We start from the raw sequence: 20108 nt of genomic DNA on the forward strand, positions 1-20108 counted from the left end.
CCGGAACAGATTGGTTAAAAAAAGAGATGTTCAACGGGCACTCGCTGAATTTATACCTTTCTGATCAACTCCAGTAGTTTTCGGTCGAGCTTATAGCCGTGCCAGTCTTCATAAGCCACATCGGCCCGACCCGAATTCAGGATGCCGAAATCGCCGATGAACTCCCAAAGCGCAAAGCCAATGCCGTTTTTTGACAGGATGTCGAGTACATCCCCAAACCAGGCCAGGAACACATCGTGTGGCGTTTTATTCCAGCAACCGCACTCGCCACAATGCACACCAACGCCTTTATTGACCAACTCGATCCAGGGCTGGTAGAAGGTCTCCAGCATGGCCCGGCTCAGGTATTTGTCGCCCACCTGCCCCGGCCACTTGGGTTCGGGCAGATGTTCCGGGTCTTTGTTGGCCCAGGGCGCTTTGTAATGTGAAATAGTGCCCGGATTATACCCCCGGCAGCTTTGGGCGATGTTGAGATCGGCGATGGATGGAATCACCGACGAGCCCGTATCGTTGCCATCGGCAATTATAAGGTGGTTCTTATTTTCTTTCCAGATGGCTTCAGAAGCGGCCAGCGCCACTTTTCGATACACCTCGCCCGGAACCGAACCCCGTTTGGAATGCTGGTCGTTCATGTCGGCCCGCATACCGGGTTCGTTCAGCAAATCGAAGCTGATTTTTTTGGCGGATACATTTTTGTACCGTTTCGCCCACATATTCCAGTGGAAGCAGAAGGCATCCAGTGCCGCCTGATCGGTCCAGAGGTTATACGGTTCGTGGAAGCCCGCATTGACGCAATAGCCGGGTGCGCGGTGCAGGTTAAGGCTCACGTGCAGATTATGCTTGTGCGCCATAGTGACCAGCTCGTCAATCCGGTCGACGGCCCGTGGGTCGATCTGGTAAACTTCGTCGGGGGTGATGTTGCGGCTCCGGTCGAACTTCAGATAATACGGGTACGCCATTGGCAACCGGACGAAATCGAAACCCCAATCCTGCATCCATTTGAGGTGGTCCTCGGTCGTGCCTTTCCGGCTTTTGGCGGGGTCGGGCGAAAAGAAGTCCAGCAGGTTAAACCCCTTCCACTTGGGCAGTTTGTTTCTGGCTGCGGTGACCGGGGCCGAACGGGCTAAAAGTTCGGTTCCGGTGGTGCTGAGGGCTGCCGTAAGCAAACCCGTGTTCTGAATAAACGTCCTTCGTTGCATGGGAAAAAGAGGCTGTAAACCCGGTAATCTACTTGTCGATAGTCTGGCACATACAGTAAAAATAGTGCGTATAGCGCCTTATTGAGCGAAGCCTTGCTATTGAATGACAGGCATGAAAAGAAAAACCGTTAACCATGAAAAAACTCGTTTTCTCGTTGTATCTGGCAACGACAATTGCCCTGGGTATAACCGATAGCGTTGCCCAGAAAGGCAAACCGCTGTATACTTTTCCGGTGGGTGTTCAGGCTTATACCTACCGCGCCAGTTTCCCTAAAGATGTTATCGCTACGTTGGATACGATCAAGGCGCTGGGTATCACCGAAATGGAAGGCGGGGCACCCAAAGGGTTTACCGAAGCAGAGTTCAAGAAGCTGTGCGACGAACGGGGGATCAAAATTCCGGCAACGGGCATGGGCTATGAGCAGATCGTAAAAGAGCCTATGGAAGCGGTGCAGAAAGCCAAAGCCCTGGGAGCCTCCTTTGTGATGGTCGCCTGGATTCCGCATCAGAAGGGTAATTTCTCGCTCGAAAACGCGAAGAAAGCCGTCGAGGATTTTAACCGGGTGGGCAAGACGCTGAAAGAAAACGGCATCACGTTCTGCTACCACAATCACGGCTACGAATTTCAGCCGTATCAGGATGGAACCCTGTACGACTACATCGTAAAAAATACGAATCCGGAGTACGTTTCGTTCGAAATGGATATTTTGTGGACCCAGCACGGGGGCGGTGATCCGGTTGCCTTACTGAAAAAATACGGTAGCCGATATAAGCTAATGCACCTGAAAGACCTCAAAAAAGGTATCAAAGGTGATCTGACGGGTGGTACTCCGCCCGAAAATGACGTGACCCTCGGCGATGGACAGGTGAACATTCCCGAAATCTTACGTCTGGCCAAAAAGGCGGGTGTTAAGCATTATTTCATCGAAGACGAAAGCAACAAGGAGTACGAACAAATGCCCAAAAGCATTGCGTATCTGAAAAGCTTGAAGCAGTAAGTCAATAATCTATCAAGGTTAAAAGGGCAGTTGATCAGGATGGTCAGCTGCCCTTTTTGTTAGAATCGTACCCCCATCCGCAAATCGAATCCCTCGGCTACGTTGAGTCTGGCCCGGAGGCCAACACCTACCAGATAGTGATTCCGCACCGTATACAATAGCTGGTATCGTTGAAAAAGACGGCCGTCGGGCAGGGCCGCTGGTTGTACGAGGTTCCAGCCCAGATGCGTTGTGAACGTGTACCGGCCAAGCCACAACTCGTAGCCACCCAGCAAACCCAGTTGACGATGATTGGTCAGCTTGTTCTCCCGGCGGAGCTGTTCCCGAATATAGCCATCGTCCACAAACTCCAGTCCACCCGTGAAGGCATGAAACCGGCTGATGCGGTACCCGGCCGTAGCCGAAAAGCCCCATAGCCACCCGACCGTTTCCGGCAGAATATCCGTTTGGGGTAGCGTTCGTACCGAGCCAAACGCCATCACCCGCTTCGTAAATCGGTTGTTAACCGTTGGTTTTGGCCAGTAAGCCGGATTGGGTAAAGGCGCTGGATTGGTTATATACACTAGTCCCAGCCCCAGCGTAGGAAAATTCATACCCCGGTTGGGCTGCCGGATACCGCCATTGGAAATATGGTTATAACTGGCCGTTAGCGATGCGTGTATATGCTGCGTCAGTCGGTGATGGGCGTTGACAGAGAGGGCCAGCATGCCACTCAGTGGTGAGCCAAAAAATGTATTCCCGGGGTTCGATTCGGCATCATATACCCGCGTGATGTAGGCCAGACCCGCCGTTGCCCTCAGTGAAAAATAGAGTGGTTTCCGGTGCCGGATCAGCGGCTCGAAATACCCGCCCAGCCCCACTGTCCGGCCCAATTCGGCAGGATTATTAAATGCCACATAATTAACGTAAGCACCTGTACGGGCAAAGCAGTTACAGCGCTCATAAGCCGCCCGGTTGAAGGTTGTTCGGCTATAGGTTAATTCTGCTCCAACGGGTCGGGTTTGCGAAATGGCTTTCAAATCGGGAGCATGCGGAATGATAAAGCCGGTATACGCCTGTACACCGATTTGCTGTCGTACCGAATCACCTATCGGTGGCTGTATTACCGGCCAAAGCCCACTTAGTAGTATCAATAGATTCATACCAACACCTGTTTAGTCTGTTATCTAACACGTCAAACCGGACGAATGAATGATCAATTATTAGCTATGCTAGTAAATTTATTAGTAAAACATTTATTTTTGATAGTAATACTATCATTTGTGAAGATTAGTCTTACATTTGCCAAAAAAACACCGCATTCACTATGTCTTATTCGATTCCCGTAACCGTAGCCTACGGCGATGGTATTGGTCCTGAAATTATGGAGGCAACCCTTCGCATTCTCGAAGCTGCGCAGGCCCCTCTGGCGTATGAAACGATACAAATTGGCGAAAAGGTCTATCAAAGTGGCCACTCGGCGGGTATACGGCCCGAAGCCTGGGAGTCGCTGCGTCGGACAAAGGTTTTCCTGAAAGCACCCATCACAACCCCACAGGGCGGTGGCTTCAAAAGCCTGAACGTGACAACCCGAAAAATGCTGGGTCTGTACGCCAATGTTCGTCCGTGTATTTCCTACGCGCCTTTCGTAGCGACCAAACACCCAACTATGGATGTGGTGATTATCCGGGAAAATGAAGAAGACCTGTATGCCGGTATTGAACACCAGCAAACACCGGAAGTTGTCCAGTGCCTCAAACTCATCTCGCGGCCCGGCTGCGAAAAGATTGTGCGGTACGCGTTCAATTACGCCCGCCAATACGGTCGCTCAAAAGTGACATGCTTCACCAAAGACAACATCATGAAGCAAACGGATGGCTTGTTTCACCAGGTGTTCGATGAAATAGCCAAGGAGTATCCGGAAATTGAAGCGGAACACTGGATTGTCGACATTGGAGCCGCTAAACTGGCCGACACACCCGAAGCGTTCGATGTTATTGTGATGCCGAACCTTTACGGAGATATTCTTTCCGACGTGGCGGCTCAGATTGCCGGGTCGGTTGGGCTGGCCGGTAGCAGCAACATCGGCGAAGAAGTAGCCATGTTTGAAGCCATTCACGGATCGGCTCCCCGGCGGGCGGGTCAGAATCTGGCCAATCCATCGGGCTTATTGCTGGGGGCAATCATGATGCTGGTTCATCTGGGCGAGGGCGAGGTGGCTTCTAAAGTACACAACGCCTGGCTCAAAACGCTGGAAGACGGTATCCATACGTATGACATTTATAAAGAGTCGGTCAGTACGGAGCGCGTTGGGACAAAAGAATTTGCCGACGCGGTCATTGCCCGCATGGGGCAGTTACCCACCCAACTCAAACCCGTTCATTATGCCAGCGTGAAAGCTGAGCCAATAAAAGACAAGTTGAGCGTCCGGAAACCCGTGACGACGGAAACCGTTGGCGTCGATATTTTTCTCTACCACGAAAACCGCAATGCGGCTCTGCTGGGAGAAGATTTGAAACAGTACATCGCCGGGCCACTGAGTTTATCCATGATTACCAACCGGGGGGTAAAAGTGTGGCCGGACGGTTTCTCCGAAACGTTCTGTACCGATCACTGGCGTTGCCGATTCAAGGCCGGGGATGTGAAAAACGTTCGGTACGAAGAAATTCTTGCGTTGCAGAGCAAGCTCACCGAAGCCGGTTACCGCATCATCAAGACGGAGAATCTGTGCACGTTCGATGGGCAACCAGCCTTCTCGGCGGGTCAGGGCGCTTAAGTAATCACTCTTTTTAGCAGAAAAATATGTCTGAGTCAATACAATTGAAGGTCATGAACGGCCGCTTTAACCCCGAGGAGGCCACGCCTATCCTTACGGGAATCATCAATGCTAAGTTACAGCATCATGCCCGTAAAATTTCCCTGCACGACCAGACGGAAGAGGGCATAAAAGCGTCGGAAAACCGAATTAAGCAGCTTGAAGAGGACTTGCGGCAGTCTCTTCGTTTCCTGCGGGAAGCGGCACAGCGAGGCAGCCGGGTGGATATTGATGGCGTCCTGACCATCAGGGAAGTTCCACAATAGGAAAACCCTGTTATGGGGGTCAGGCGACCTGCTTTACCAACGGATCACTATACCTATATTTTATATGATCGCCTGCTATAGGTCCGAATGACGTAATGACTGCCTTTCGGATAAGTACCATACTGACTGTTTGCACGTTAGTCGGGCCTGTAGCTATTTTAACATTGAGTTAACAGCACGGTTGGTAGCGTTGTATGACGATGCCGTACCGTGCTGTAATTTTGTATGACCGAAAACATTACCGGCCCGTGTTCGACATAATGGCTGGCTGGTATAAAAAATAGTCATAAATAGAGCGGGCAGCATGGGCAATGGTCTGTTCCCGCTCGGCGAGGGGCATGGGCGAATCGCCGACGAAAACGGCAATGGCAATATGACCCGCATCGCCCGGCAGGGTGATGATGCCCACGTCGTCGGTTGCGCTGCCATCCAGCGAGCCCGTTTTATGGGCGATGATGGTGTTGGGTGGCAGGTACCCTTTGAGTCGGGCGGCACCACCCCGGCAGCGTTCCATCACGCCCAGCAACAACGCCCGGCTTTCGGGTTTGAGAGCCGTTCCGCGGTAAATCTGTGTCAGCAAGTTGACCATCGCATCGGGCGTTGAGGTATCGCGTGGGTCCGTTTTGAGTCGGGCTGCTGCGGCTCGTCTTGTTTCCGGCGTCGTGGTGCTGTCCAGTTTTGCGTAAAATCCGACCGTCCATTTATCGGAAGGGGGCAACGTAATGCCTTCCAGATCAGCGATCAGCTGGATAATCGTCCGGTCGACGGACATGCCCTGAATACCCAGTGTCCTGACCCGATTCTGAACGGCTTCGGTGCCGCCCACCAGCCGAAGGAGAATATCGGTGGCCGAGTTGTCACTGATCACCATCATCAATTCCAGCAGATTTTGAACGGACAACTGAACGCCGGGTTTGGCAAACAGAACGTCAAGCGTACCACTGCCCGGATGCAGGTCGGACGGTTGCAGGTCCACCATCGTCATCAGCGACAACTTACCCTGCTCGATCAGCGTGAACAACTGCACCGCAATGGCAATCTTCACGGTACTCGCCATCGGGAACCGCTCCTGTAGATTCAAACTTACTTGCTTTCCTGATTCGAGGTGCAACGCGCAAATGCCCACTTTGGCTTTGGCAATTGCTGCAATACGATTCAGTTCCTGCTCCAGCCGTTGCGCGGCTACATCTTTTTTGCCGGGCTGTGCCATGCCCGACAGATTGACTAACAGCAGTAAACTAGCGAGCCAGAAAGCAGATTTTAGAAACAATAGATTTATGAAGAGTGGGCGATATGACTTGTCGTGTTTATATTGCTTCATATACATTTTTGTTAAAAACACATTGTAGGCCGGATGCTACGGGTTGGGGGTCATTTCATCAATTGGGGGTGTTGCCCCTTGTCGAACTACTAAACAGAATCTGTCCATGTCTCGTATAGTACTCATTGTTCTTGTTTGTTATACTTCTCTGGCTTTTGCCCAAACGAAACCTGTCATCTCAACAATCGATATCACCAATTTCTGGCTTGCGTTTGATCAGGTTCAAAACGAATCCGATTCGGCTAAAGCCGTAGCGATTATCAAGTCGAGCTATGTTGACCAGGCAACGAAAGGTTTACACTACTTTATCCAAAGCAGGCATTTTAAGCCTGTCGAATGGTATCAAATGATTAAGTCTTATCCCAAGTATCTGACCTCTATTCGACCAAATACATTGCGGTTAGCAACGCAGGAGGTACAGTTCAACGAAGTGCTGAATCACTTTGCCCAACTTTATCCAGCCTTCAAACAACCATCCATTTACTTTTGCATAGGCACCTTGTCGACGGGTGGGACAACCAAAAATGGACAAATTCTTATTGGAACAGAAATCTTAATTGGCGACAGCACCTCCAATGCTTCGGAGTTACCCGCTTTCTTTAAAAGTCTTTTGTATAGCTCGCCCACCAAAATGCTTTATCTGGTCGCTCATGAAGCCGTACATACGCAGCAAAAAACTCATGGCTACGGCATGAAAACCCCTTTGCTGGGTCATGCGCTTCTGGAGGGATCATGCGATTTTATGGCGGAACTGTTGCTGGAGCGTCCAGTCGATTTTCTGCCTTATATAAACTACGGCAAAACGAAACGACAGGCGCTGTGGCAGCAGTTTAGCAAAGACCTTTATTCGACGTCATCGGATACCCGCGACCAGTGGTTTTACAATTCCCTGGATTACCCGGTTGGCCAAGGCGACCTGGGCTACTTCATCGGGTACGAAATAGCTAAACGCTATTACCTGAATGCAAGAGACAAAAAAAAAGCGATCAAAGACATTCTCTCGATTGATTGTAACAGCCCAAAAAAAGTAAAGAAGTTTCTGGCTAAATCCGGTTTCAACGGTTGACCAAAACCAGAGTAAATGCTTATAAAATTGCCAGCGCCTGCTCTAAATCCGTTAGCAGATCGTTTACGTTCTCAATGCCAACGGAATAACGAATCAGGCTTTCGGGAATGCCTAACTGTCGACGCTGTTCTTCGGTCAACTCTACATGGCTGGTAGTTCGGGGTGGCCCGGCCAATGTGCTCACCGAGCCGAGGCTGGCGGCTAGATGCACAAACTGGAGTTTCGGCAAAAACTTTTTGACCTGATCGTAGTCGCCATCCAGCGAGAAACTCATGATTCCCCCAAAACCGGACATCTGTGCTTTGGCAATATCATGACCGGGGTGCGTTTCCAGTCCCGGATAAAAAACATCCCTGACCTTTGGGTGCGCCTTCAGATACCGTGCGATGGTCAGGGCTGACGCGTTCTGCCGCTCAATGCGCAGTTCCAGCGTTTTCATGCCCCGCGCGATCATGTACGCGGCATCGGCCTGAATGCTGGCTCCGTTGATTTCGCGAAACTGGAATACTTTACTCACCAGCTCTTTACTGCCGCACAGGACCCCGCCCATGGCATCGGAGTGGCCGCCGAGGAACTTGGTCGCGCTATGTAATACCAGGTCGGCACCCAGGGCTAGCGGGTTTTGGTTGATGGGCGTGGCGAAGGTGTTATCGACAACCGTTACGGCCCCCACTTTTTTAGCGGCAGCGGCCAGTCGCGCTATATCGACAACTTTCAGGGTGGGGTTAGTGGGCGTTTCGAGGTAGAGCACATCGCATCCTTTGGCAACTTCGGCTTCGATCTGGTCGAAATTCGTGGTATCGCACAGGGTAACGTTGACCCCATAGCGAGGAAGAAAGTCAAGGAAAAGTCGGCTGGTACCGCCGTAGGTATCGTTGAGGGATACCACCCGTTTCCCCGGACCCAGCAGCGCAAACAGGGTGTTGCTGATGGCCCCCATACCGGTGGCAAAGGCCGTGGCGGCTTCGGCCCCTTCCAGAATCCGGATTTTTTCTTCGAGTACGTGAACGGTCGGGTTGGTGTTGCGGCTGTAGATGAAGCCATCGGCTTTGCCCAGGGCTACTTCATGCCATTCATCCAGATCATGGTAGGCGAAGGCAACGCTTTTGACGATGGGTGTGGTAACGGCCCCGTTGGGTAAGGGGTCGGTTTCGCCCGCCCAGACGGAGGCTGTACTTTTCTCGTATTTCGAAAAATCCATTAGTGTAAGGTTATGTCACAGAGATTCGCAGAGAAAAAAAGAGATGCACAGAGGTATTTTTCGCTTCACGGTTTGGTGGTTCGTGGGAGGAGTTTTTATCACTGTTGCACTATGCTTTTTTTTTATTGCCGGAAATCAATAACTGAAGGGTTGGAAAAACCAATTCTTGGAAATGAGTTGATCAGGAAGTAATAATACAGAAAAAAACGAAGGGCTTAGTCCGTTATGTGCTCCTTCAGGCATTGGTCTATGTTTTGCAAGCCGGTTCGTAGCTCGTCGGCGGTGGGGTAGCCGAAGCCAATGCGCATGTAGATTTTGTCCTGCTCGAACCAGTGTCCCGGCCCTACGATGGTTTCGTAAGTCGTATAAAGAGATTCATAAAAACCTTTGATGTTGAGGGAGTAGTTGGCTTTCAGGCGCGGAAAGCAGACGACTCCGGCCGTTGGCTCCACCCATTCCAGATAGGGCGTTTGGGCGAAGAATTGCTGAGTAATCGCAAAGTTTGCGCGGATATGCCGGTGAGCTTCGGTAAGTCGGGTGGTCTGATGCTGTAACATGTGCAGGGCAATCTGTTCATCCACCACCGAGTTGGTAATCATAATCTGCTCCTTTGCCGCCAGAAACCGATGCATGAGCGACGCATCCCGGCAGATGATCCACCCGATGCGAATACCCGGCACGCCGAATGCTTTCGACAGCGAACTCACCGAAATCACATGCTTACTTTTCTCGGCCAGATAGGGGAGACGTGTTGTCTGGAAATTCAGGTAACGGTAGGTTTCGTCAACCAGCAGGTAGCAATTGTACTCTTCTGCCAGAGCGATCAGTTCGTTCAGAGTAGTCTCAGGAATGACCGTGCCCGTGGGATTGTGCGGGTTGGTAATGCTGATGAGCCGGGTGTTGTGCTGAATAGCCTGCCGGATTTGATCGACGTTGAGGGCAAACTGCTCGTCAAACGTGAGGTCGATCAGGCTCATGTCGCAGTTGATGGCCCGTGGAGTTTCGAGGTTGGTAGCGTAGTTGGGACGCACCACAATGAGGTGGTCGTGTTCGCTGAGCAGGGTGGTGGCAATGATGAACAACGCCGTAGCGGCACCGCTGCATACCAGCACATCGTCGGGTTTCAGCAGGGCACTCTCGCTGGCCAGGCAGTCGAGCAGATCCGGGTGGCCCCGGTGGTGGCCGTAACTCAGGACAAGCTGGCCCAGATCGAGGTTCAGTTCACGCAGTTGAATGTCGCGTACCGAACTTTCGGCCAGATTATACTTGATCGTCGAATAGCCGACCTCTTCCGGCGATTCAATTTCGATAGGCATTCGGGTGTAGCGCATATGGGAAGTCTCAGAGCAGGAGGAGATTAGTTGGCTCAGGTACGAAAGTAAAGGTCTGAACAACGTTCTCCTAATGCTATTCAATCTGTAGTATGGTGTACGCGGGTGGAAGAAACTTGCCAAATACACATCTGATTTCAATTACTAACCTACTATTTTTTTATAATGAATTGTTGAATAAAGTATACTTAGCGTAAGCGTTTCCTGATGGATTTACGTAAGTTGCCGAGCGCTTCCGGTCACTTCCAGTAGAAGGACAAACGCGGGAGTGAGCCTCACGAGCGACTTGTTAAGGTTAGCTTTTTCAGCCCAATTCCGTATATGAAGTTTTTACTTTTGGTTTGCTTACTCTCGGCTTCGGTTCATGCACAGACTATTACGGGACGCGTTATTGACGGGCAGACGCAGGCCCGGCTGCCCTTTGCGTCCATCAGTATAGCCGGTACTAAGTTTGGTACAACGGCTAATGGCGACGGGCTTTTTTCGATCAATATTTCCAAATCATCAGGGCCGGTAACGTTGCTGGTTTCGTACCTGGGTTACCGTACTAAATCAGAAGTTATAGCCTCTTCGGCAAGTAAAGAAACCATAATGGTGCGTCTGGCGCCGATAGACAAGACGCTGAAGGAAGTTACTGTCATGCCCGATTCCTCCTTGCGGGTGTTATTGAAACGAGCTTATGATCGTATTGAACAAAACTATCCGACGCATCCAATTGCTTATCAGCTATTTTACCGGGAATCTCTAAAAACGCCGGATAATCGCTATGTGTTTGCTGGCGAAGCGTTAATGAAGGGCTACATCACCGGCTATCAGAATACGGTGGAGGATGGACAGGTCGAATTACAGAAGGTTAGAATCAGCCGATTTGCCGGTGGCGATTCATTGACTAATGTTGTATTTTATGGTGGCCCCTTTTGCTTCGCAGCGGACGATATTGTAAAAAGAAGATTCCGATTCTTAAAGGGCGATATGTCCCGCTATCGGTATCAGCTTGTTGAGGAAACGCTGTTCGATGGACGGCCGACCTATGTTGTATCCTTTGAACGAAAACAGGCTGACCCAAAAAATAAACCGCGGGGTGTCCTGCATATAGACAAAGAAACACTGGCTTACCGGTTTATTGAACGGATGGGCCGGGAGGATTCAACTTCGCTGAATTCGAGAATGGAAGCCGAAAACCAGTCGAGAGCTGTTTATCGGCTGCTGAACGGGAAATGGTATATGCAATACATTACGGTTCAGGCAACCAGTCGACGAACAACGAAAAAGGTACTGGCTTCGGTTGATTTGGTCGTCACCGATCTGGATACGGCGAACGCACAACCCATACCGTACGCTAAGCGTCTGGCCTATGGCGACTTTTTCTACAACTTGCCAAACAATTATTCTACCTCTTTCTGGGACGAATTTACCACGCTGGTCCCCGAAACAACCCTGGGTGTTAGCGTTGCGCAGGCGCAGGCATTGGCAACCAATGTTGTTGTCGCACCGGCTGCTAATGTCCCGGTATCCACCACGAGTGCCCTTGCTGGAGGGGCTATTTCAAAAAAGGGAATGGGCAGAAGGTTACTCATTCACATATTGACTCATCTGGAAACGTTGAGTGGATTACGATATGTACCATTTGCGCTCGGTAATTTGCCGGAAAGCTTTGGATTAACGTATGTACCAGCTAAGTATCGGTTGCGACAGCAAGAAAATGCCCGTTTGTCAATACCCATTTATGCCACAAGTGGATTAGGTTATACAATCAACAAGTGGTGGAGCGTGGGTTATAGATCAAGCGCTGTAAGGGATGATGAGGTATTTTCCAAATCAAAACAGCTAACAACCAGTTCCCATTTGCTCCTGAAACGGCGGGGCAATCCGGTATTTCTGAAACCAACCATCGGGTATTACTGGCAAACGGATCTGCGAAGTGCGGGTCAGATTGGTAACACAACCCGTGACGTGACGGTGGGCAACCGGAGCTTCCGTACAGACCAGATAGACCTGTCGCTGGGCAGTCGTAGTTGGGGTATTCTGGCTTCACTCAAGCTTGAAAAAAAGCTTAAAGGGCAGACGTGGCTTTATCTAGACACCGGCATCAAGTTTGAACAAAACCGCAAGCTGGTTATTTATGGCCGGGAAGCCAGCGGTTTTCCCCTGTTTCGCCGGAGCAACACCAATTTACTCTCACAACAGGCGACGTTCGAATTAACCGAGTTGGTACAGCCGGATCAGGCACTGAAAAATAGTCTTTATACGGAGTTGGGCCTTCGTTTTTCGTTGTTTTAAACAGCAGCGCGGTAGCTTGTGCGGTGAAATAAAGCTGCGCACAAGCTACCGCGCCACCTCAATTTTATACTTCTTCCCTTTCATTTTCTCCTGACTGATTTTGGCCAGAAGCGCGTTGACTTTCTCCTGCTTCACGGCGGCAAACGAGATGAAATCCTGCACGTCGATGCGGCCCAGATCGCCCTTTTCCAGACCGCCTTTCTGGGAGAAGAAACCAACGATGTCCACTTTATTTAGCTTGTTTTTCTTGCCACCACTCACGTACAGTGTCACAAAATCGGGAGGCTGGGGCAGCGTGTGCTTCGGAGAAACATGAAACTCTTCGAGCGATGGGTCGAGATAAGTCGGCGGGGTTTCATCGCTGGATAGAATCACGTAGGCCGTACCCGACGCGTGCATCCGGGCGGTGCGGCCGTTGCGGTGCGTGAACTCGTGGGCCTGCAAGGGTAGGTGGTAGTGAATCACGTATTTCATCTCGGGAATGTCGAGGCCACGGGCGGCTAAGTCGGTGGTGACGAGGTAGCGGGTGCTGCCATTCCGGAACTGGATCAGCGCCCGTTCGCGGTCGGGTTGCTCCATGCCGCCATGATACACGAGCGAATGAATACCCCGTTCGGCCAGTAGTTCGCGGGTGCGTTCGGCGGCTTCCCGGTGATTCAGGAAGATCAGGGCAGGCTCTGAGTCCAGGGAGCATAACAGGTCAAATAAGGTGTCGATTTTATCCTTCGACTGGGAGTAAACTACCTTCGTCGTCAGACCGGTTTCGTCCTCGTTCTCCGCCTTGAATGTCAGTTTGGTAGGTGACTTGAGCCGGATAAAGTCGGGAATGCTGATGCCCGATGTGGCCGATACCAGCACGCGTCTCCGGAGATTGCGTAGTCCTCGAACAATGAACTCCATCTCATCATGAAAGCCCAGCGCCAGTGACTTGTCGAACTCGTCCAGCACCAGCGTATGAATACCATCCAGCGAGAACGTTCGGCGGGTGATATGGTCGGCAATGCGGCCGGGGGTGCCAATCAGCAGCGCGGGCGGGTTGCTCAGGTTCTTGATTTCGGTTTCGACCGGGTGCCCGCCATAGCAAACGTTGACTTTAAAACCCGTCGCCATTTTCTTCCAGACCTGTTCGATTTGTATCGCCAGTTCGCGGGAAGGGGCCAGAACCAGACACTGAACGCTCGTTTTCTGGTCGGATTTGAGCAGGTTTAGGATGGGCAACAGAAAGCCCACCGTTTTGCCGGAGCCGGTGGGGGCGATCAAAAACGTATCGTTATCCTGTGTGATGGCGTTCAGGGCGGCTTCCTGCATTGGATTCAACGCCGAAATGCCCAGGTTCGTCAGGATTTGTGTTTGCTGCTGAGGGGTTATCATCCCGTAAAAGTAACGCAAAATATGCCGGGTATATAATAGGAACGCGGATGAAACGGATTGGGCGGATTAGGACAGATAAAAAATCCGTTTTAATCCGTTCAATCCGTTTCATCCGTGTTCCTATAGGGGATAAGCCGTACCTTCGTACTCTATTTGACTGGTACCGCTATGACATTCGACGAACTGAATCTAAATAAACCCCTTCTGAACGCACTCAGCGATTTGGGCTATACAACACCCACAACCATTCAGCAAAAGGTATTTTCGGTTGTCATGTCGGGTCAGGACGTGTGCGGCATTGCCCAGACGGGAACCGGAAAGACGTTTGCTTATCTGTTGCCAACGCTTCGTCAGTTTCAGTTTTCCAAAGAACGGATTCCCCAAATGCTGATCATCGTCCCCACCCGCGAACTCGTGGTGCAGGTGGTCGAAGCGGTCAAAAAACTGACGACTTACATGAACCTGACGGTGGTTGGGGTATACGGGGGCGTGAACATGAAGGCGCAGACGGTCGAGATTCTACAGGGGATGGATATTCTCGTGGCAACACCTGGTCGGCTGGCCGATTTTATGTTGGGTGGTACCTTAAAAACGAAGGCGATTAAGAAACTCGTCATTGATGAATTCGACGAAATGCTGAACCTGGGCTTTCGTACCCAGCTCAAAATAATTCTGGACCTGTTGCCCCCCAAACGGCAAAATTTACTCTTCTCGGCCACGCTCACGGACGATGTCGACCAACTGGTCAATGATTATTTCAACAAACCCGTTCGGGTGGAAGCGGCCCCGATGGGTACTCCGCTGGAAAAAATAGACCAGTCGGGCTACCGGGTGCCTAATTTCTACACCAAGATCAACCTGCTGACACTACTGCTGAACCGAAACGCGGCCATGACCAAAGTGCTGGTCTTTGTAGCCACCAAGCAACTGGCCGACCAGTTATTCGAGCACATGGAATCGGGCTTCCCGGATCAGATTGGGGTTATTCACTCCAACAAAGCACAGAATAAGCGTTTTGAGGCCGTCAATAATTTTAAGGCGGGAATCTGCCGGATTCTGATTGCCACGGATATTATTGCCAGAGGTATCGACGTGACCGACGTATCGCACGTGGTCAATTTCGACCTGCCCGAAGTACCTGAAAACTACATCCACCGCATTGGCCGAACCGGTCGGGCCGATCGGGAAGGTATCGCCATCTCGTTCATCACGGAGAATGCACATGAGGAACAGGAAGCCATCGAGCAACTAATGAATCAGCCGATCCCGATGCTGCCTCTGCCCGAAAATCTGGTCATTTCGGACGAACTGACCGACGACGAGAAGCCGAAGGTGAACATGAAGTCCATAGAGGTCAAAACTGTCAGACGCGAAGATGTTGGCCCGGCTTTTCATGAAAAAAGTGCCAAGAACCAGAAAGTGAACGTCCGGCGGAATATTGCCGAGGAAAAAATGCTCAAATACGGCCGACCCATCAAGCGGGTGGGTGGGAAGAAAAAGCGGGATAAGTAAGGCCACCCCCCAACCGGAGAGACCACCCCCAACCCCCTTCTAAAACAGGAGGGGGCTAAAAAAAGCGTAGTCCGTTATTAAGCCCCCTCCTGTTTTAGGAGGGGGTTGGGGGTGGTCCCCATCAATTACAATCTATTTCATTCATAGTATGCCCTTTTCAGAACTCGGTTTATCCAAACCTCTCCTCAAAGCGATAGCCTCCCAACATTATCCGAAGCCGTATCCCATTCAGCAGGAGGCTATTCCGGCTATCTTGCAGGGGAAGGATATTCTGGGTATTGCCCAGACGGGTTCGGGGAAAACGGCCAGTTTTGTGTTGCCTATTCTGGAACTGTTTCAGCGGAAATCTCCGACCCGCAACCGCTACGTAAAGTCGTTGGTACTTGTGCCAACGCGCGAGTTGGCCGTTCAGGTGGCCGAAGTTTTCCAAACGTTCGGCGCAAACCTTCCCCGAAAGGTGAAAACGGTAGCGGTATTTGGGGGCGTATCCATCAATCCACAGATGATGGCCCTGCGCGATGCCGAAATTGTGGTGGCAACACCCGGCCGGTTGCTGGACCTGATGGCGTCCAACGCACTTCAACTGACAGAGGTCGACATCCTGGTACTGGACGAAGCCGATAAAATGCTCGATCTTGGCTTTGAGGAGGAAATGGAGCGGATCTTCGACCGACTGCCCCGCCACCGGCAAACGATTTTATTCTCCGCCACGCTGGGCGATGCCATCAAGGACATTAACAAAAACTTACTGCGGAATCCGGTCAAAATTGAAGTCGTTGAGGAAGAGCAGAACCTCGATTTGATTAAGCAGATTGCTTACCGCGTCGATCTTGAGCGGAAAGGACCGCTGCTGCGTTACCTGATCAAAGAGGGGAAGATGAAGCAGGTGCTGGTATTCGTTTCCTCCACCCGAACGGCCGACAATGTGGTTGTAAAGCTCAACAAGAACGGCATTCATGCGGCCGCTATCCACAGTGGGAAAACGCAGGGTGCCCGTACCGATGCGCTCACGAAGTTTAAGGGAGGGCACCTGACCGTACTCGTAGCTACCGATCTGATCTCCAGGGGCATCGATATTCAACTGTTACCGCATGTGATCAATTTTGAACTACCCCGTTCGCCTAAAGATTACATCCACCGCATTGGCCGGACGGGCCGCGCCGAAGCCGAGGGCGAAGCCATTTCATTGATCTCCCCGGAGGAGGAACACCACTTCAAGATCATTCAGAAAAAGATGGGCAAACGGGTTGAGATGCTGGAAACCGCAGACTTGAATCTCATGGGGTACTGACCGGCTACATACGTATAAATAAGTTGATTTCAGCGTCGGAGCGGGTAAAGGAGTGAAGGATTTTACGGGCGAAATACGGGCGAAAATCACGTTCTTAAACATAGTTTCGCAATAATTTCTATATTTATAGTCACATCTCTATTCCTTTACCCGAATTAAATTAACTGACTGTAAACCATGAACAACCATCCATCGCGCCGTAAGTTTTTGGGTGCTACGGCCGCACTTGTAGCCGGAACCGTAGCGGGTACCAACAAACTCTTTGGCGCTCCCGCCCTGATTCGCTCATTAGGTGACAAGCCGAATTCCTTGATCGACGGTGTACAGATTGGGGTCATCACTTACTCATTTCGGGAGATGCCCGACCAGAGTGCCGAAGCTACCTTGCAGTATGTACTGGATTCGGGTGTGAGTGCCATTGAACTGATGGGTGGCCCCGCCGAAACATTCGCCGGTGCTCCAAAAAACACGGTCGATATGCGGTCGGTGTTCCCGCTGATGCGGAAAAAGCGCGAAAATCAGCCGCTAACGGAGGATGAGCAGAAACTGGTTACCGAAGCCGAAGCCCAGATGAAAGCTTACCGGGCCGAGATGACCAAGTGGCGGCTTTCGGTGCCGATGTCGAAGTTTGAGCAGGTTCGCAAACTATATAACCAGGCGGGAGTACGCATCTACGGCTTCAAACCCGATACTTTCGGGATGCAGAGTTCAGACGCGGAAATCGAATACGGGCTACGGGCCGCCAAAATGCTGGGAGCCAATCAGGTTACGTTGGAGCACCCGGCCAATGACGCTCATACGTTGAAACTAGGCACTATGGCCCAAAAGCAGGGTATGAAAGTGGGCTATCACGGACATGAGCAGCAAACGCCTACTTTCTGGGATACCGCACTGGCGCAATCACCGGCCAATGCGATGAATTTTGACCTGGGGCATTACGTGGCCGCCGGTAATCCCGATCCGCTGGCGTTGATCAAACAGAAGCACGACCGTATTGCCAGTATGCACATCAAAGACCGCCAAACGGCCGATCACGGCAAAGGTAATCTGGTGTGGGGTCAGGGTGATACGCCTTTGCTTCAGGTACTAAAACTGATGCGTGAGCAGAAATATAACTTCCCGGCTACCGTTGAGCTGGAGTATAAGATTCCGGAAGGGTCGAATTCCGTAGCGGAAGTTAAAAAGTGCGTTAACTTTTGCCGGAATGCCCTAAGCTAAGAACAGCAGAGAGTTAAAACGGGGTGGCTTTGTACTCATTCACAATTGAGTACAAAGCCACCCCGTTTGTCGTACAGCTTGTCTGGAGCTTGATCGAAATGACCCGTGATGATCTGTCCAAAGATCTGCTCCGAATGATCTATGTAAACTTTTTGTGATTTAATCGTTACTTTCTGGATATTCTGCGTACTACTATAATAAGTCCCCGCACTTTTATAAGTACACTCCATGAAAGTCTATCCAATCTTCTCTGCTTCGTTACGCCAATGGTTATTGATAGGTTCAATTTGCGTGTTTCTACCAACGGTCCACTACGGACAGGTAATTTATAGCAATACATTTACGGGTACCGGAACCTGTCCTACACAGGGCAATACACCTACCGTATCAGCTAACGCAACAGGTACACCCTTCACCCGAAGTACAGTAACATGCACAGCTTCTGCCGGTGTGTTTAACTCTGCAACACTCAATAATACCAGTGCTGTTAATAACTCCTCATACATTGAGTTTTCTGTAACGGCCAATGCTAACGCGCAGTTAAATGTGGCTTCTCTGAGCTTTAAGCGTGACGCCAGCAATAGTGCACCTAATCAGTTGGAAGTCCGTTATAGTACGGACGGTTTTGCCACATCGACCAGTTGGGGCGCTGCGCCAATTACGCCAACGACTGGAGCTTCTACTACATGGAATTTTGCTGACTTCACCGTTCCGTCGGGAACAACGCTAACCTTTCGTTTTTATCCATATGGGACTCAGCGTGCCGATTTGACTGTAGGGCCATCGTCGGGTACTACAGGAACATTCAGTGTCGACGATGTTACGCTCAACGGAACGTCTCCACTGCCCGTCAATCTTGTTTCATTTACGGGCAAACCCAGTAAAAATGAGATTACGCTAAACTGGGTAACTGCCTGGGAGGAGAACAATCAGGGCTTTGATATTCAGAAAAGTACCAACGCAAAAAACTTCGAAAGCGTTGGCACCGTAGATGGTAAGTACGATACGCAAGTACAATCGGTTTATGCCTTTACTGACCAAAATGTGACGCCGGGACAGATTTATTACTACCGACTCAAGCAAAAAGATGTTGGTGGTGGAAGTGCCTTGTCACAGATTATTGCTGTACTGGCAGATGCAACAGCGCAGTCAGACAAATCGGTTATATCGCCCAATCCCAACAAGGGTAGTTTTACCCTTTTGGGACAGGAACAGATACCTGTCAATGTTACATTATATAACCCTTCTGGTGTGGAGGTTCCCATTGATACGGAAGCGAATGAAGTAGATAAAGCACTTGACATCCAGTCCCGTACCTCTCTGTCACCGGGTGTTTATTACCTTCATGTAAAGCCAGCCGATGGAACGAAGATGAAAGCCCTGAAAGTGCTGATCGAACCTTAGTCAATAACAAATCCGTTCGAATGAAGTATGAAAAGCGTGTTGCCGGATGGTTCGGCAACACGCTTTTTTATGATGCGTCAGTGCAAATTTAGAAACCAGAATCATCGGCGCTGGGGCCGTAACTGCCGGGAATGGGTATATCGAGCAATCGAAGAAATACGCCTAACTGCGCCCGGTGGTGGACAATCTGCGAAAAAGACATGCGAATCATTTCGCCCCTAGTCGTTTTACTTAAAATTGTATCGCCGTGTCGCAGCGTCCACATCGGTTCCAGTTGCTCATCCGTAGCCTGACTAAGGGCTGTTTCACCTTCTGCCAGCGACCGCTCAAAGAGGTCCATCAGTTCAGTTGTGTTGTTGATGGTAACGGGCGAATACGGGTTAGTGGCAAAATCCAAACCATCCGTTGCCAGAGCCAACGAAACCCAGGTGGGCAACTCCGCAATATGAGTCGTCAACTGGCGAATGGTCATACTTTTGGGATGCGGCTGCCAGTCGTATTTGTCATTCGGAACTCGTTCGAGCATTTTTCGCGTCGTCTGCGCTTCCTGCTTCATTTCCTTTACCAGCATTTGAATTAGTGACATTGGGCTATTGATTTGGTTGATGGATCAAAGGTATCGGCAACCACTGACAGCCCTATGTCAGTAGTGTTTGGTAAAAATTTACAAACTCACCGGTTAGTTGCAACCAGCCGAATCCAGACGGTATTTGTCCATCGTACGTAAGTCGGGATTACCTCAATTATTAAACCTTACGGCTTTGGAATAGTCTGAGAATAAAACAATCGCTTAACAAGACAAGTTGATTGGGTGCTATGTAACGTAGTAAGTATATATCACGCACTAAAAAATGAC

At 50.6% G+C, this 20108-nt stretch carries 16 protein-coding genes; 9 read left to right on the forward strand and 7 right to left on the reverse strand.

All coding sequences use genetic code 11. From position 1 onward, the window contains the following. Positions 1-50: 50 nt before the first annotated feature. Positions 51-1199, reverse strand: a complete 1149-nt coding sequence (locus CRO74_RS30500) for a glycoside hydrolase family 5 protein (RefSeq protein WP_097131999.1) — start codon at positions 1197-1199, stop codon at positions 51-53. A gap of 134 nt (positions 1200-1333) precedes the next feature. Between CRO74_RS30500 and CRO74_RS30505 the strand changes: the two genes are divergently transcribed. Then, positions 1334-2197 (forward strand): sugar phosphate isomerase/epimerase family protein, encoded by an 864-nt coding sequence (locus CRO74_RS30505; RefSeq protein ID WP_097132001.1) that lies wholly within the window; start codon positions 1334-1336, stop codon positions 2195-2197. A 59-nt stretch (positions 2198-2256) separates the two neighbouring features. On the opposite strand, the gene CRO74_RS30510 is transcribed toward CRO74_RS30505, so the two are convergent. Next, complete coding sequence (locus tag CRO74_RS30510) at positions 2257-3339, reverse strand: acyloxyacyl hydrolase (RefSeq protein ID WP_097132003.1); 1083 nt, start codon at positions 3337-3339, stop codon at positions 2257-2259. Between the two features lie 164 nt (positions 3340-3503). Between CRO74_RS30510 and CRO74_RS30515 the strand changes: the two genes are divergently transcribed. Both CRO74_RS30515 and CRO74_RS30520 read left to right on the forward strand, forming a co-directional pair. Next, a complete protein-coding gene (locus CRO74_RS30515) occupies positions 3504-4952 on the forward strand; it encodes an NADP-dependent isocitrate dehydrogenase (protein WP_097132005.1) in 1449 nt (482 codons plus the stop codon). 26 nt (positions 4953-4978) lie between these two features. Beyond that, a complete protein-coding gene (locus CRO74_RS30520) occupies positions 4979-5257 on the forward strand; it encodes a hypothetical protein (protein ID WP_144036011.1) in 279 nt (92 codons plus the stop codon). 238 nt (positions 5258-5495) lie between these two features. Here the strand turns inward: CRO74_RS30520 and bla are convergent, their stop codons facing one another. Further along, on the reverse strand, positions 5496-6578 hold the full coding sequence (gene bla / locus CRO74_RS30525) for a class A beta-lactamase (protein WP_245878034.1): 1083 nt from the start codon (positions 6576-6578) through the stop codon (positions 5496-5498). Between the two features lie 106 nt (positions 6579-6684). Here bla and CRO74_RS30530 point away from each other — a divergent pair, with 106 nt between their 5' ends. Then, positions 6685-7644, forward strand: a complete 960-nt coding sequence (locus CRO74_RS30530) for a gliding motility protein GldB-related protein (protein ID WP_097132009.1) — start codon at positions 6685-6687, stop codon at positions 7642-7644. Positions 7645-7663: 19 nt separating this feature from the next. Here CRO74_RS30530 and CRO74_RS30535 read toward each other — a convergent pair whose 3' ends face one another. Continuing rightward, the gene (locus CRO74_RS30535; RefSeq protein ID WP_097132011.1) at positions 7664-8845 is read right to left on the reverse strand and encodes a cystathionine gamma-synthase family protein; all 1182 of its coding nucleotides are present in this window, start codon (positions 8843-8845) and stop codon (positions 7664-7666) included. 215 nt (positions 8846-9060) lie between these two features. After that, the gene (locus tag CRO74_RS30540) at positions 9061-10176 is read right to left on the reverse strand and encodes an aminotransferase class I/II-fold pyridoxal phosphate-dependent enzyme (protein WP_097132013.1); all 1116 of its coding nucleotides are present in this window, start codon (positions 10174-10176) and stop codon (positions 9061-9063) included. Between the two features lie 321 nt (positions 10177-10497). Between CRO74_RS30540 and CRO74_RS30545 the strand changes: the two genes are divergently transcribed. Further along, positions 10498-12456, forward strand: a complete 1959-nt coding sequence (locus tag CRO74_RS30545; protein ID WP_097132015.1) for a carboxypeptidase-like regulatory domain-containing protein — start codon at positions 10498-10500, stop codon at positions 12454-12456. Between the two features lie 45 nt (positions 12457-12501). Here CRO74_RS30545 and CRO74_RS30550 read toward each other — a convergent pair whose 3' ends face one another. Beyond that, the gene (locus tag CRO74_RS30550) at positions 12502-13827 is read right to left on the reverse strand and encodes a DEAD/DEAH box helicase (protein ID WP_097132017.1); all 1326 of its coding nucleotides are present in this window, start codon (positions 13825-13827) and stop codon (positions 12502-12504) included. Positions 13828-13995: 168 nt separating this feature from the next. Between CRO74_RS30550 and CRO74_RS30555 the strand changes: the two genes are divergently transcribed. From CRO74_RS30555 to CRO74_RS30575, 4 genes are all read left to right on the forward strand, one after another. Further along, positions 13996-15339 carry a DEAD/DEAH box helicase gene (locus CRO74_RS30555; protein ID WP_097132019.1) on the forward strand — a complete coding sequence of 448 codons (1344 nt, stop codon included), beginning with the start codon at positions 13996-13998 and terminating at the stop codon, positions 15337-15339. A gap of 148 nt (positions 15340-15487) precedes the next feature. Further along, entirely contained in the window at positions 15488-16630 is a 1143-nt protein-coding gene (locus tag CRO74_RS30560; protein WP_097132022.1) for a DEAD/DEAH box helicase, read from the forward strand. Positions 16631-16807: 177 nt separating this feature from the next. Then, the gene (locus tag CRO74_RS30565) at positions 16808-17848 is read left to right on the forward strand and encodes a sugar phosphate isomerase/epimerase family protein (RefSeq protein ID WP_097132023.1); all 1041 of its coding nucleotides are present in this window, start codon (positions 16808-16810) and stop codon (positions 17846-17848) included. Positions 17849-18076: 228 nt separating this feature from the next. Then, on the forward strand, positions 18077-19252 hold the full coding sequence (locus CRO74_RS30575) for a T9SS type A sorting domain-containing protein (protein ID WP_097132026.1): 1176 nt from the start codon (positions 18077-18079) through the stop codon (positions 19250-19252). A gap of 88 nt (positions 19253-19340) precedes the next feature. Here CRO74_RS30575 and CRO74_RS30580 read toward each other — a convergent pair whose 3' ends face one another. Continuing rightward, the gene (locus CRO74_RS30580; protein WP_097132029.1) at positions 19341-19838 is read right to left on the reverse strand and encodes a DinB family protein; all 498 of its coding nucleotides are present in this window, start codon (positions 19836-19838) and stop codon (positions 19341-19343) included. Between the last annotated feature and the right edge of the window lie 270 nt (positions 19839-20108).

Origin of the sequence: Spirosoma fluviale, assembly GCF_900230225.1 — a bacterium.
In the GTDB taxonomy this organism is placed as follows: Bacteria; Bacteroidota; Bacteroidia; order Cytophagales; family Spirosomataceae; genus Spirosoma; species Spirosoma fluviale.

What these genes read in the sequence shown, in the direction of transcription:
- CRO74_RS30500 (WP_097131999.1), bottom strand. Translation starts at nt 1,199, where the DNA reads ATGCAACGAAGGACGTTTATTCAGAACACGGGTTTGCTTACGGCAGCC.
- CRO74_RS30505 (WP_097132001.1), top strand. Translation starts at nt 1,334, where the DNA reads ATGAAAAAACTCGTTTTCTCGTTGTATCTGGCAACGACAATTGCCCTG.
- CRO74_RS30510 (WP_097132003.1), bottom strand. Translation starts at nt 3,339, where the DNA reads ATGAATCTATTGATACTACTAAGTGGGCTTTGGCCGGTAATACAGCCA.
- CRO74_RS30515 (WP_097132005.1), top strand. Translation starts at nt 3,504, where the DNA reads ATGTCTTATTCGATTCCCGTAACCGTAGCCTACGGCGATGGTATTGGT.
- CRO74_RS30520 (WP_144036011.1), top strand. Translation starts at nt 4,979, where the DNA reads ATGTCTGAGTCAATACAATTGAAGGTCATGAACGGCCGCTTTAACCCC.
- bla (WP_245878034.1), bottom strand. Translation starts at nt 6,578, where the DNA reads ATGAAGCAATATAAACACGACAAGTCATATCGCCCACTCTTCATAAAT.
- CRO74_RS30530 (WP_097132009.1), top strand. Translation starts at nt 6,685, where the DNA reads ATGTCTCGTATAGTACTCATTGTTCTTGTTTGTTATACTTCTCTGGCT.
- CRO74_RS30535 (WP_097132011.1), bottom strand. Translation starts at nt 8,845, where the DNA reads ATGGATTTTTCGAAATACGAGAAAAGTACAGCCTCCGTCTGGGCGGGC.
- CRO74_RS30540 (WP_097132013.1), bottom strand. Translation starts at nt 10,176, where the DNA reads ATGCGCTACACCCGAATGCCTATCGAAATTGAATCGCCGGAAGAGGTC.
- CRO74_RS30545 (WP_097132015.1), top strand. Translation starts at nt 10,498, where the DNA reads ATGAAGTTTTTACTTTTGGTTTGCTTACTCTCGGCTTCGGTTCATGCA.
- CRO74_RS30550 (WP_097132017.1), bottom strand. Translation starts at nt 13,827, where the DNA reads ATGATAACCCCTCAGCAGCAAACACAAATCCTGACGAACCTGGGCATT.
- CRO74_RS30555 (WP_097132019.1), top strand. Translation starts at nt 13,996, where the DNA reads ATGACATTCGACGAACTGAATCTAAATAAACCCCTTCTGAACGCACTC.
- CRO74_RS30560 (WP_097132022.1), top strand. Translation starts at nt 15,488, where the DNA reads ATGCCCTTTTCAGAACTCGGTTTATCCAAACCTCTCCTCAAAGCGATA.
- CRO74_RS30565 (WP_097132023.1), top strand. Translation starts at nt 16,808, where the DNA reads ATGAACAACCATCCATCGCGCCGTAAGTTTTTGGGTGCTACGGCCGCA.
- CRO74_RS30575 (WP_097132026.1), top strand. Translation starts at nt 18,077, where the DNA reads ATGAAAGTCTATCCAATCTTCTCTGCTTCGTTACGCCAATGGTTATTG.
- CRO74_RS30580 (WP_097132029.1), bottom strand. Translation starts at nt 19,838, where the DNA reads ATGTCACTAATTCAAATGCTGGTAAAGGAAATGAAGCAGGAAGCGCAG.